This is a genomic window from Rhizobium sp. LARHSG275, assembly GCF_052871115.1.
The window spans coordinates 33,164-45,201 of sequence record NZ_JBIXJN010000035.1; the positions used below are offsets into that span (position 1 = coordinate 33,164).

Consider the following 12,038-nt stretch of genomic DNA (forward strand, 5'->3'; position numbering starts at 1 on the left):
GGGAGAAAATTCATGACTGCTACCCCCACCGAAATCGTCGCGCCGCCGCCGCGCCGGAAAATGAACATCCTGTTCGGCCTGACGCTGATCGGCCTGCTGCTCTTCCTCTGGGTCTTGCTCGGCATCTTTACCGTCAGCTTCTGGACGCCGCTCAACATCTCCAACCTGCTGCGTCAGGGTGCGATGACGGCAATTCTCTCGCTTGGCCAGACCTTCGTCATCATCACCGCCGGCATCGACCTTTCGGTCGGCGCCATCGTCGGTTTTTGCACCGTCATCATCGCCTGGCTGCTACAGGCGGGCGTGCCGCTCTGGGCGGCGATCGTGCTGACGCTGCTCATGGGCGTGGCGATCGGCGGCTTCCATGGCTTCGGCATCGTGCATATGGGCCTGCCGCCATTCATCATCACGCTGGCAACGCTGACATCGCTGCGCGGCATCGGCCTGCTGATCACCAACGGCTCGACGATCAGCATCACCAATGAGGGTTTCAGCAATTTCGCCCGCGCCGATCTGCTCAGTATTCCCAGCCTGTTCTGGATGGTCATCCTGGTGGCGGTTCCCTCCTTCATCTTTCTGCATCTGAGCCGCTGGGGCCGCTATCTCTTTGCGGTCGGCTCGAATGCCGAAGCGGCGCGCCTTTCCGGCGTCAACGTCAAGGGTATGATCTATCTTGCCTATATCCTGTCTGCCTCCTTCGCCGCCTTCGTCGGCGTGCTGCTTGCCTCGCGCATCGCGATCGGCAATGCGACGCAGGCCGACGGCTGGGAACTGCAGGCGATCGCCTCGTCGGTCATCGGCGGCACCAGCCTGTTCGGCGCGGTCGGCTCGGTGCATGGCCCGCTGATCGGCGCCTTCATTCTCGCCACCATCAACAACGGCGCGAACCTTCTGAACGTCAATTCCTTCTGGCAGCGCATCATCACCGGTCTGCTGATCATCGTGATCGTGTTCTTCGACCAGCTGCGCCGCCGCCGGAGCAATTGAGCGGCGAGCGGGAGATCGGCGTCTGCCCGGGAGAGCGCCGCCTGCCCCTCATCCGCCTGCCGGCACCTTCTTCCCGTTCTGACGGGGAGAAGGGGATATGCCGCAAACCTCTCCGTCCCTCGCCAGCATCCCGTTTGGCACGTCCCCTCTCCCCGTTTTTACGGGGAGAGGGCTAGGGTGAGGGGCAGATGTTTTCGATACGGCGCCACATCGGCGCGAGCCGGCCAGACAAACCGGCTTCCTCCTTTCGAAGAATGCGAGACCCGTCATGAAAGCAGTTCTTTGCCGGGAGCCCGGCGTGCTCGATATCGTCGAGCGTCCTTCGCCAGCGGCTCCCGCCGCCGGCTGGGTGCGGCTTGCCGTCAGCCATGTCGGCATTTGCGGCACCGATTACCACATCTTCGAGGGCAAACATCCCTTCCTCGAATATCCTCGGGTGATGGGGCATGAGATCTCGGCAACGGTGTTGGAAGCGGGCGCCGGGGTCACTATCGCAGTCGGCAGTCCCGTTATCGTCAATCCCTATCTCTCCTGCGGGCAATGTATCGCCTGCCGCCAGGGCAAGCCGAATTGCTGCACCAACATCAAGGTGCTCGGCGTCCATACCGACGGCGCCTTCTGCGAGGAGATTTCGGTTCCGGCCGAGAACCTCTATGCCGCCAAGGGCTTAAGCCTCGAAGCGGCGGCGACGACCGAGTTTCTGGCAATCGGCGCCCATGCGGTGCGCCGTTCGATGACCGGCGCCGGGGCGCGGGCGCTCGTCATCGGCGCCGGGCCGATCGGGCTTGGGGCGGCGATCTTCTCGCGCATCGCCGGCCATGAGGTGACGCTGCTCGATACCAGCGCGGAGCGGCTGCAGATGGCATCCGAGCGCTTCGGCTTCACCTCCGGCATCGTTTCCAACGAGGCGACAGCGGAGACCGTCCGGGAAAAGACCGATGGCGACGGCTTCGACGTGGTCTTCGATGCGACGGGTTACGGACCTTCGATGGAGAAGGCCTTCTCCTTCGTCGCCCATGGCGGCGCGCTGGTGCTGGTCAGCGTCGTCAAGGACGATATCCGCTTTTCCGATCCCGAATTCCACAAGCGCGAGATGATGGTGATCGGCAGCCGCAACGCCATCCGCGTCGATTTCGAGCATGTGGCGGATTCGATCGCCAAAGGGCTGGTGCCGGTGGACAAACTCATCACCCACCGCACGACGCTTGCGGATGCCCCGCGCGATCTCGCGCGCTGGGCGCATGAGAAGGACGGGCTGATCAAGGCGGTGATCAGTATTGGTGGTTAGGGCGTTTCCAGCGAAAGCGCGACGTGATTTCCGTGCGCTTCGCGCCGGCGGCTGCCCCTCACCCTAACCCTCTCCCCGTAAAACGGGGCGAGGGGACGTGCCCTGCGAGAGCTGGGCGGGGGACAGAGAGGTCGCGGCATATCCCCTTCGCCCCGCGAGCGGGGAGAAGGTGGCGGCAGCCGGATGAGGGGCAAGCCGCGGTCGCTAAACTCCCGCCTCAATCGCTCTGCGCATCTGCCTGACAATAGCGACATCCGTCTTGTTCGTGCTCTTCGCCTCGAAGCCGAAGGCGACGGCGCGTGGATCGGCGCTTTCGACCGGTGAACTGCAGGAACCGTGGACCTCGCGGGCGCCGGTCGCCTTCAATATCTGGCCGACATTGGCGGGGCGGATGCCGCTGCCGGGCATGATGGCGATGCGGCCGGCCGCCTTTGCCGAAATACGCTTCAGCGTGTCGAGACCGTCTACCGCCCTCAGCGCGCAGCCGGAGGTCAAGATGCGTTCGCAGCCGAGCTCGATCGCCTGCTCCAGCGCCTGATCGGCATCCGGCACCAGATCGAAAGCGCGATGCAGCGTCGAGCCGAGGCCGGCCGCATGTGCCTTCAAACGGTGGATCAACGGCATGTCGAGCGTACCATCCGGCCGGTTGGCGCCGATGACGACGCCGGCAAGGCCCGATGAGCGCACGGCTTCGATATCGATCATCATCGCCTCCTCGTCTGCGCTGTCAAAGATGAAAGGCCCGGCGTGCGGGCGGATCATCGCGTAGACCGGAATGGAGGCCCTGGCGGCGATCCGCATCAGGCTCGGCAGCGGCGTCAAGCCGCCGAGTTCCAGCGCCGAGCAGAGCTCGATGCGCCCGGCGCCACCTTCGATCGCGGCGGCGAGGCCCTCGGCGCTGTCCACGCATACCTCAAGCAAGATCGTCACGCTGCAGTCTCCCTGGCTCCGGCATCCGCCGGCCTTATGGTTCGTACGACGGATTCCGACGTAATTCTCGCCGCCGCCTCGATGATCATTGTGCAGGCATCGGCGGCGGCTTTGCGATGGTTGAAGGCGACGTGATAGGACATCGGCAGATGCTCGTCGAGATCGACGATGCGCACCTTGTCGGCAATCGGCATAGCGCTGACCCGGCCGAGGAAGGAGACGTAGCCATGATTGGCGACGAGGTCGACGATGACAGGCAGCGAATCCGCCGCGGTGATATCCCTGCCGCGCAGGCGCCGGTTTGGCGCGCGCTCATAGTTGAAGGCCATGGCCGCATGGCCGAGGCCGGTGCGCAGGCTCGGCATGCAGATCGGGTGGCCGGCGACGAGATCAGCGACGCTGGTCTCGTCGCTATCAGGCGGTGCGATCACCACCATGTCGGTCTGCAGCAATTCGCGATGGCGGAAGTTTTCCAGCCCGAAGACCGAATCCAGGATAGCGACATCGATGCGGCCGCTCTTCAGCGCCTCGCGCAGATCGTCGGCGGTCATCGAGACCAGCGAAATCGCGTTGTTGTTGCGGCGCAGATTCCATTCCGAAACCAGCGTGCCCAGGCAGCGGGCCACCCAGCTTTCCGATCCGGTCGGGATGATCGAACCGATGCGCAGCGACCGGGCGGTACGCCGATAACGTTCATCGGCCGACGATTTGAGATCGTTCCACGCCTGGCTGATCGCCATGAAGATCAGGTAGGCGCGCCTGCCCTCCTCCGTCAGCACCGACCCCTGCGCCTGCCGCTCGAACAGGCGATGGCTCATAAATTTCTCAAGATTGGCAAGCTGAAGCGAAAGCTGCGGCTGACCGAGGCGCAGGCGGCGGGCGGCCCGGTTGATGCTGCCTTGGTCGGCAACCTCCAGAAAACGCTCCATGGTGACGATCTTGACGGGAATGCGGGATGCCCACGCCTCGTCGATCTCGGCGCCGGCGCCGTCGTGACCGGCCCATTGACCGAGCTCACCGATCGCAGCCATGATCGGCTCCAAGCCTTCCAGCACCCTGCCGCTCGCAATCAGCGTCGCCAGCTCGCCGGAGGCACGTTCCGTCAGCTTCATGGCCAGTTCGGTCTCGAGATTGTGGATTGCCGTCGAGACGGTGGAGGGCGACAGCTGGAAGCGCCGCGCGGTCTCGCGGACCGAACCGGAGGTCAGGACATGGCTTGCAATGAACAGGGCACCAAGATGCAAACGGTCAACTCCGGAAAGCGCTGGAAAAACCGGACGATATGATGTGTTCATGAAAAAAGATATCCCTGCCTCCGGAGAGCCGGGCTATCGTTCGATCATAGAAAAATCCGGGCGGCGGGAATCCGCAACAGAGCCCGGGAATATCGTGGAAACACGCAAGGGGACAAAAACAAATCGCGCCGGCCTTGGAAAAGGGAATGCGTTTCCGCGCGCGGAGGTGCATTCGCCGCCATAATCATGCCGTGACCGCAAATACTGGAGGGGCCTTGCATCGATTTTTCGGGCATGCACGCTATTTCCATCACGCACGCAATTCCGGCATGATGGCGGCCTCACCGCCCTCGCCGGCGGGTTTTCCTGCGCGCAAGCCTCCGCCAAGGGCTTGGGCCTCATTCAATGGTGTTTAACAAGGGGATATTCCATGCTGAAGAAACTCGCACTTGCCGTTTCGCTCTCCGCCTTCGCGGTGGGCGCGGCCCATGCCGCCGACGTCGTCGTCTCGTCGAAGATCGACACGGAAGGCACGCTGCTCGGCAACGTCATTGCGCTCGCTCTCGAAGCGAACGGCATCAAGACGCAGGACCGCATCGCGCTTGGCGCGACACCTGTGGTGCGCAAGGCGATCACATCAGGCGAAATCGACATCTATCCCGAATATACCGGCAATGCCGGCTTTTTCTTCAACAAGGCCGATGACGCGGCGTGGAAGAACATCGACCAGGGCTATGAGCTGGCGAAGAAGCTCGATTACGATGCCAACAAGATCGTCTGGCTGACACCGTCGCCTGCCAACAACACCTGGGCGCTCGCCGTGCGCAGCGACGTCGCCGGCCCGAACAAGCTGAAGAGCCTGACGGACTTCGGCAAATGGGTTGCCGGCGGCGGTGCCGCCAAGCTTGCCGCCTCCGCCGAATTCGTCAATTCGGCCGGCGCGCTTCCCGCCTTCCAGACGACCTACGGCTTCCAGCTGAAGCCCGACCAGATGGTCGTTCTTTCCGGCGGCGACACGGCGGCAACGATCAAGGCGGCCGCCGACCAGACGAACGGCGTCAACACCGCCATGGTCTACGGCACCGACGGCGCGATCGAAGCGGCCCAACTGACCGTTCTCGAAGACGACAAGAACGTGCAGCAGGTCTATGCGCCGACGCCGATCATCCGCGAAGAGGTGTTGAAGGCCAATCCGAAGATCGAGGAAGTGCTCTCGCCGATCTTCAAGAGCCTGACCGCCGACGAATTGCGTAAGCTCAATGCCAAGATCCAGGTCGATGGCGAGCCGGCAAAGTCCGTCGCCGAAGCCTATCTCAAGGAAAAGGGTTTCCTGAAGTAACCATTGCCCGCTCCGCCCGATCAAGGGCGGAGCCTCCTTTGCTGATAAGGTTGGGCTGATGTTGGCCAGACAGGGTTGATTTGATGGAAGAAACCTTAGCGGTCCGCAAGCTGGACCGGCTCGGCGTGGTTTTGGTGGCCGGCGGCATCGCGGCGACTGCACTGATGCCCTTCATCTATGTGAAGGCAAACCGCATCGCCGCCGGCAAGCCGATGCTGCTGATGCAGCTTCTTCCCCAGCCTTCCGTCATCGTCCTGACCGTGCTTCTCCTTCTCACCGCCTTTGCCACGCTGTTCTTACGCCATGCGATCGCGCGGCTTATCATCGCCACACTCTGCCTTGCGGCGCTGATCGTTGCGATCGGCCTCGTCTCGACCGCGGCAACGCCGCCCGGCAGCACGGTGGCGCGCATGACGCCCGGCGGCGGCTTCTGGGTGCTGTTTGCGGTGATCGGCCTCGTCATATCCGATGCGCTGGTGAAGATCCGCCTGGCGCCCTGGATGCGGATCGCAGCCCTTGCCGCCTATACGACGCTGCTCTTGATCTTGCTCTCCTCCGGCCTGCTCGACAGCCTTTCGATCATGAAGGAATTCTCGACGCGGGCTCCGCAGTTCGAGACGGAGGCGATCTCGCATCTGCTCTTGGCGTTCGGCTCACTTGCCATCGCCATTGTTCTCGGCCTGCCGCTCGGCATCCTCTGCTTCTGGGTGCCGAAGCTGCGCGCCATCGTGCTGCAGGGCCTCAGCCTCATCCAGACGATCCCAAGTCTGGCGCTCTTCGGCCTGTTGATGCTGCCGCTCGGCTATCTCGCCACCCATGTGCCGCTCGCCGCCGCGATCGGCATTCGCGGCATCGGCACGGCGCCTGCCTTGATCGCGCTCGTGCTCTATTCGCTGCTGCCGATCGTCGCCAACACCGTCGTCGGCCTTCAGGGCGTCGATCCATCGGTGCGGGACGCTGCGGCCGGCATGGGGCTGACGCGCTTGCAGATCCTGACCGGCATCGACATGCCGCTTGCCTTTCCCGTCATCCTCACCGGCATCCGCATCGTGCTGGTGCAGGCGATCGGCATGGTGACGATCGCCGCGCTGATCGGCGGCGGCGGCTTCGGCATCTTCATCTTCCAAGGGCTCGGCCAGACGGCCATGGACCTCGTCCTGCTCGGCGCCGTGCCGACCGTCTTCTTCGCCTTCTCATCGGCCGTCATCCTCGATGCGGTCATCGAAAGCATCCGGGGATCTGCCGCATGACCATGATCGAGATCAGGAACGTCACCAAGCGCTATGGCGTGGCCACTGTCGTCGACAACGTTTCGATGAGCGTCGAGAAGGGTGAGATCACCGTCATCGTCGGCACGTCGGGCTCCGGCAAATCGACGCTGATGCGGATGATCAACCGGCTGGTGCCGATCACCGAGGGTGAAATCTTCGTCGGCGGGCAGAACGTGATGGATGTTGAGGTGACCGAGCTTCGCCGCAAGATCGGCTATGCGATCCAGGGGCACGGCCTTTTTCCGCACCGCACCGTGGCGCAGAATATCGCCACGGTGCCGCAGCTTCTCGATTGGGATTCGACGCGTATCGCCAAACGGGTCGAGGAACTGCTCGGGCTCTTCAACCTCGATCCGGCAACATTTGCCGACAAATATCCGCACCAGCTCTCCGGCGGCCAGCAGCAGCGCGTCGGCGTCGCCCGGGCGCTGGCGGCCGAACCGGAATTGCTGTTGATGGACGAGCCCTTCGGCGCGCTCGATCCGGTCATCCGCGGCAAGGCGCAGGACGACCTTTTGGCGATCCAGAAGCAGTTCGGCACCACGGTCATTCTCGTCACCCACGACATGGACGAGGCCTTTCATCTCGGCAACCAGATCGCAGTGATGAGCGAGGGCAGGTTGCTGCAATGCTCGACGCCGGAAAAGATCCTCACCGAACCCGCCGATCCCTTCGTGCAGCAATTGACCGGCACTTCCGACCGGGCGCTGAAGCTGATGTCGCTGCTGCCGCTGAAGGAAAGCATGGAGCCGGCCAAGAACGGTCTCGCCTATGCCCTACCGCAGTCGCTCAGTCTCCGCGACGCTTTGGCTGAGATGATCTGGCAGGGGGTCGACGAGGCGGCGGTGCAGGATGCGCAAAAGGCGCCTGTGGGATCGATCTCAATGACGCGGCTTCTCGAACTGGGCCGCAAGGCATGAAACTCGTTGTCGCCAATCTCTTCCGCCTGGCGGCGCTGGCCCTGCTCTTGATCCTGCTGTTCAGGACGGAGTGGCTTTCCTTCGTGCTCACGCCGCTGACCAGCAACAATGCGCCCGCCGTCTATACGCAGAACAGCCTTGCCTCGCTGGCCGCCGGCCATCTGCAGCTGGTAATCGGCTCGATCGTCGGCAGCGCCGTGCTTGCCGTTATCGGCGGCATCTTCGTGACGCGGGAAAGCGGGGCTGACTTCCTACCGCTGTCGCGCGCCATCGCCAATGCCGGGCAGACTTTTCCGCCGGTCGCGGTGCTGGCGCTCGCCGTTCCCGCGACCGGCTTCGGCGCCATGCCGACGCTGATTGCGCTCTTTCTCTACGGCCTGCTGCCGATCTTCGAAAACACCGTCGCCGGGCTGAAGCAGGTTTCGCCGCAGGTTCTCGATGCTGCCGACGGCATGGGCATGAACGGCACACAGCGACTGTTTCGCGTCGAGCTGCCGCTGGCCCTGCCGCTGATCCTCGAGGGGCTGAAGGTCGCCACCGTCATCAATATCGGCACGGCGACGATCGGCTCGACGGTTGCGGCAAAGGGCCTCGGCGAGGTCATCATCGCCGGGCTGATCTCCGACAATACCGCCTTCATCCTACAGGGCGGCCTGATCGTCGGCCTGATGGCGGTGCTGATGTATGACGCCATGGGTCTCGTTGAAGCGGCGATTACCCGAAGAATCGGCTTGCGCGCGGCGTAAAAGGACGGGTACCAAGACTGCCGCAGCAATTCAAAGTGCTACAGCGTCCTTTGCGCGTCTAAAAAGACGCGCGGCGCTGTGGTGGAATGGGAGGCAGACTTGGCGAAAATGATCCACTCCATGATCCGCGTTCTCGATGAGGCGCGCTCCGTCGAATTCTACGAGAGGGCATTCGGTCTTTCGGTCGCCGACCGCGTCGATTTCGAAACCTTCACGCTGATCTATATGAGCAATGCCGAGACCGGCTTCGAGTTGGAACTGACCGTCAACAAGGGCCGGACCGCGCCATACGATCCCGGCAATGCCTATGGCCATCTCGCCGTCTCCGTCGAAGAGGTGGCGGTCGAGCGCGAGCGGCTGTCGAAGCTCGGGCTGAAGCCCGGTGAACTGGTGGAGCTCAACCGCGACGGCAAGCTCTTCGGCCTGTTCTTTTTCATCAGCGATCCCGATGGCTACAAGATCGAGGTGATGCAGCGCCACGGCCGGTTTCTCTGAGGCATCTGACGCCGAACGCCCGATACGTTCCAATCCTAGATAATCCCATAGCTTCAAGCGGCATCATTCAGGAGCCCGCCATGATCGAAAAGACTGCGCTCAATTCCGGCTGGACGCTCTCCTGTAACGATACAGCAAGGCCCGGGCTGCCGGCTGCAATCCCCGCGGCGGTGCCGGGCTGCGTGCATCTCGACCTTCTCGCCAATCGGCTGATCCCCGATCCCTATATCGACGTCAACGAGATCACCAATGACTGGATCGGCAAGACCGACTGGACCTATCGCTGCAGCTTCGAGGCGATGCCTGACGATGCCAGGGTGCAGGAACTCGTCTTCGAGGGGCTCGATACGGTTGCGGTGATATCGTTCAACGGCGAAGAGATCGGCCGTACCTTCAACATGCACCGCACCTATCGTTTCGATGTTTCGGGATTGCTGAAATCCGGCACCAACGAACTCACGGTCATCTTCCGCTCCGCCTACGCCTATGCGCGGAGATGGAAAAACATTATGGCTACCGTCCCAACAATTATCCGGGACCGGGCAATCTGATGCGCAAGATGGCCTGCAATTTCGGCTGGGACTGGGGGCCGACGCTGGTGACGGCGGGCCTCTGGAAGCCGGTCCGGCTGGAAAGCTGGGACCGGGCACGGCTTGCCGAAACCAGGGTGTCGGCAACGCTTGCCGGCGGTGACGGACTGGTCAAGGTGCATGCCCGGCTGGCGCGGTATGGCGACAAGACGGCGTTGAGACTCGTCGCCGCAATCGGCGGCGTGACGACAACAGTGGCGATCGGGCTTGGCGAAGACGAGGTCGCGTTCGAGCTTGTTCTGCCCTCGCCGCAGCTTTGGTGGCCGCACCATCTCGGTGCCCAGCCGCTCTATCCGATGGCGCTCAGGCTGATCGACGAGGCGAGCGACGATGTGCTCGATGGCTTTGAAAGGGAGCTGGGTTTCCGCTCGCTGCAGCTCGATACCGCAGCCGACAAACATGGCTCGGCCTTTACCTTCGTCATCAATGACGTGCCGCTCTTCATCTGCGGGGCAAACTGGATACCGGACGATTGTTTTCCCCCGCGGCTGACGGCCGAGCGCTATGCCGCGCGGATCGAGGAGGCAAAGAGAGCCAATATCCACATGCTGCGCGTCTGGGGCGGCGGCATCTTCGAGACCGACGAATTCTATGAGGCCTGCGACCGCGCCGGCATGCTGGTCTGGCAGGATTTCCTCTTTGCCTGCGCCGCCTATCCGGAGGAAGAGCCGCTCTGGAGCGAGGTCGAGGCGGAGGTGCGCAACAATGTCGTGCGGCTGATGCCGCATACTTCGCTCGTCCTCTGGAACGGCAATAACGAGAACATCTGGGGCTTCGACGAATGGGGCTGGCGGCCGATCATCAAGCCCGGTGAAAGCTGGGGGCTCGGCTATTATCTCGACCTGCTGCCAAAACTCTCAGCCGAACTCGACCCGGACCGGCCCTATTATCCCGGCAGTCCCTATTCCGGCTCGATGGAGATCGAACCTAATGCCGACGCACATGGCTGCAAACATATCTGGGACGTGTGGAACGATGTCGGCTATGAGGTCTACCGCAATTATATCCCGCGCTTCTGCTCCGAATTCGGCTGGCAGGCGCCGGCCGCCTGGGCGACGATCGAAGAAAGCGTGCACGACGCGCCGTTGACGCCGCAATCGAACGGCGTCTTCCACCATCAGAAGGCAACCCAAGGCAATGACAAGCTGATCCGCGGCCTGTCCGGCCATCTGCCGGAGCCGAAGACGATGGACGACTGGCACTTCGCCACCCAGCTCAACCAGGCACGCGCCATCCGCTTCGGCGTCGAGCACATGCGCTCGCATCGGAATATCTGCAAGGGCGCCGTCGTCTGGCAGTTCAACGATTGCTGGCCGGTGACCTCATGGGCCGCCCTCGATTCGGCCGGACGCCGCAAGCCGCTCTGGTATGCGCTGAAGGCAGCCTATGATCCGCGCCTGCTGACGATCCAGCCGCGCGCCGGCGGACTTGCGGCGGTGGCCGTCAATGAACGAACACTGTTCTGGCGGGCGAAGATCAGCGGCAAACGCTTGACGCTCGATGGCACCGTGCTTGCCGAATTCGAATTCTGGCGCCTGCTCTGCGACCGCTTCGAGGCAAAGGAATTTCCGCTGCCCGAGGATATCGTCACTCCTGGCTTACCGAAGAACGAGGTCATCGTCGTTGAGATGCTCGACAGGCGGGCCTTCCACTATTTCGTCGAGGATATCGAGCTTGCCTTGCTAGCACCACGGCTTGCGGTCGATGTCATCGGGATCGAGGGCGGCTATGAGGTCAAAGTGACGGCGCAAAACTTCCTCAAGGATCTTTGCCTGATGGCCGACCGACTGGATCCGAATGCGGTCGTCGACACGATGCTGGTGACGCTGCTGCCGGAAGAGAGCCATGTGTTTACGGTGAAGACGGCAAAGGCGATTTCGGTCAATGACATTCTCATCGGTACAGTGCTACGATCGGCCAACGATCTCACCGCCGGGCGCTAGGAAAGCCCCTCATCCGGCTGCCGCCACCTTCTCCCCGCTCGCGGGGCGAAGGGGATATGCCGCGGCCTCTCGGTTCCCCGCCAGCCTCTCGCAGGGCACGTCCCCTCTCCCCGTTTTTACAGGGGTCCGAAGGACGGGTCGAGACGAGTGGCTCGACCCTGGTAGGTTAGAGCGTTTCAGGTTTTGACGGAAGCGTATCCGGCATTGTCGAAGTAGTTGCTGCATTCGCTGGGCTCGATGGTTGTGACGAGGTGTCCGATGTGGCGCCAGGTGTCATCGATGGTTCGCTTCTGA

10 protein-coding genes and 2 pseudogenes are annotated in these 12,038 nt (G+C 62.8%); 9 read left to right on the forward strand and 3 right to left on the reverse strand.

Going from position 1 to position 12,038, the window contains the following annotated elements; translation table 11 throughout:
- The first annotated feature begins 12 nt into the window (after positions 1 to 12).
- Positions 13 to 987, forward strand: a complete 975-nt coding sequence (locus ACIPSK_RS31225) for an ABC transporter permease (RefSeq protein ID WP_017966843.1) — start codon at positions 13 to 15, stop codon at positions 985 to 987.
- A 268-nt stretch (positions 988 to 1,255) separates the two neighbouring features.
- Complete coding sequence (locus ACIPSK_RS31230; protein ID WP_162117018.1) at positions 1,256 to 2,275, forward strand: zinc-binding alcohol dehydrogenase family protein; 1,020 nt, start codon at positions 1,256 to 1,258, stop codon at positions 2,273 to 2,275.
- Positions 2,276 to 2,479: 204 nt separating this feature from the next.
- On the opposite strand, the gene ACIPSK_RS31235 is transcribed toward ACIPSK_RS31230, so the two are convergent.
- Together ACIPSK_RS31235 and ACIPSK_RS31240 are read right to left on the reverse strand one after the other, a co-directional pair.
- Positions 2,480 to 3,205, reverse strand: a complete 726-nt coding sequence (locus tag ACIPSK_RS31235) for a copper homeostasis protein CutC (protein ID WP_162117019.1) — start codon at positions 3,203 to 3,205, stop codon at positions 2,480 to 2,482.
- Entirely contained in the window at positions 3,202 to 4,449 is a 1,248-nt protein-coding gene (locus ACIPSK_RS31240) for a LysR family transcriptional regulator (protein WP_162117031.1), read from the reverse strand. Before ACIPSK_RS31240 ends, ACIPSK_RS31235 begins: the two co-directional genes overlap by 4 nt.
- 49 nt (positions 4,450 to 4,498) lie before the next feature.
- On the opposite strand from ACIPSK_RS31240, the gene ACIPSK_RS31245 reads away from it, so the two are divergent.
- The 7 genes and pseudogenes from ACIPSK_RS31245 (at position 4,499) to ACIPSK_RS31275 (ending at position 11,744) form a co-directional block, all read left to right on the forward strand.
- On the forward strand, positions 4,499 to 4,684 hold the full coding sequence (locus ACIPSK_RS31245; protein WP_018072368.1) for a hypothetical protein: 186 nt from the start codon (positions 4,499 to 4,501) through the stop codon (positions 4,682 to 4,684).
- Between the two features lie 186 nt (positions 4,685 to 4,870).
- Positions 4,871 to 5,779, forward strand: coding sequence for a glycine betaine ABC transporter substrate-binding protein OsmF (gene osmF, locus ACIPSK_RS31250; protein WP_162117020.1), 909 nt, complete (start codon positions 4,871 to 4,873; stop codon positions 5,777 to 5,779).
- An 83-nt stretch (positions 5,780 to 5,862) separates the two neighbouring features.
- Entirely contained in the window at positions 5,863 to 7,029 is a 1,167-nt protein-coding gene (locus ACIPSK_RS31255) for an ABC transporter permease (protein ID WP_162117021.1), read from the forward strand.
- Complete coding sequence (locus ACIPSK_RS31260; RefSeq protein ID WP_162117022.1) at positions 7,026 to 7,970, forward strand: ABC transporter ATP-binding protein; 945 nt, start codon at positions 7,026 to 7,028, stop codon at positions 7,968 to 7,970. Before ACIPSK_RS31255 ends, ACIPSK_RS31260 begins: the two co-directional genes overlap by 4 nt.
- Positions 7,967 to 8,716, forward strand: coding sequence for an ABC transporter permease (locus ACIPSK_RS31265; protein ID WP_162117023.1), 750 nt, complete (start codon positions 7,967 to 7,969; stop codon positions 8,714 to 8,716). Before ACIPSK_RS31260 ends, ACIPSK_RS31265 begins: the two co-directional genes overlap by 4 nt.
- A gap of 99 nt (positions 8,717 to 8,815) precedes the next feature.
- Positions 8,816 to 9,211, forward strand: coding sequence for a VOC family protein (locus ACIPSK_RS31270; RefSeq protein ID WP_017966834.1), 396 nt, complete (start codon positions 8,816 to 8,818; stop codon positions 9,209 to 9,211).
- Positions 9,212 to 9,291: 80 nt separating this feature from the next.
- Positions 9,292 to 11,744: pseudogene (locus tag ACIPSK_RS31275) on the forward strand (glycoside hydrolase family 2 protein).
- Positions 11,745 to 11,920: 176 nt separating this feature from the next.
- Here the strand turns inward: ACIPSK_RS31275 and ACIPSK_RS31280 are convergent.
- Positions 11,921 to 12,038, reverse strand: a pseudogene (locus ACIPSK_RS31280) (IS630 family transposase); the annotation flags it as partial.

Bases quoted from the DNA above. Each gene is read 5' to 3' on its own strand.
- ACIPSK_RS31225 (WP_017966843.1), top strand. From the start codon at position 13: ATGACTGCTACCCCCACCGAAATCGTCGCGCCGCCGCCGCGCCGGAAA.
- ACIPSK_RS31230 (WP_162117018.1), top strand. From the start codon at position 1,256: ATGAAAGCAGTTCTTTGCCGGGAGCCCGGCGTGCTCGATATCGTCGAG.
- ACIPSK_RS31245 (WP_018072368.1), top strand. From the start codon at position 4,499: ATGAAAAAAGATATCCCTGCCTCCGGAGAGCCGGGCTATCGTTCGATC.
- osmF (WP_162117020.1), top strand. From the start codon at position 4,871: ATGCTGAAGAAACTCGCACTTGCCGTTTCGCTCTCCGCCTTCGCGGTG.
- ACIPSK_RS31255 (WP_162117021.1), top strand. From the start codon at position 5,863: ATGGAAGAAACCTTAGCGGTCCGCAAGCTGGACCGGCTCGGCGTGGTT.
- ACIPSK_RS31260 (WP_162117022.1), top strand. From the start codon at position 7,026: ATGACCATGATCGAGATCAGGAACGTCACCAAGCGCTATGGCGTGGCC.
- ACIPSK_RS31265 (WP_162117023.1), top strand. From the start codon at position 7,967: ATGAAACTCGTTGTCGCCAATCTCTTCCGCCTGGCGGCGCTGGCCCTG.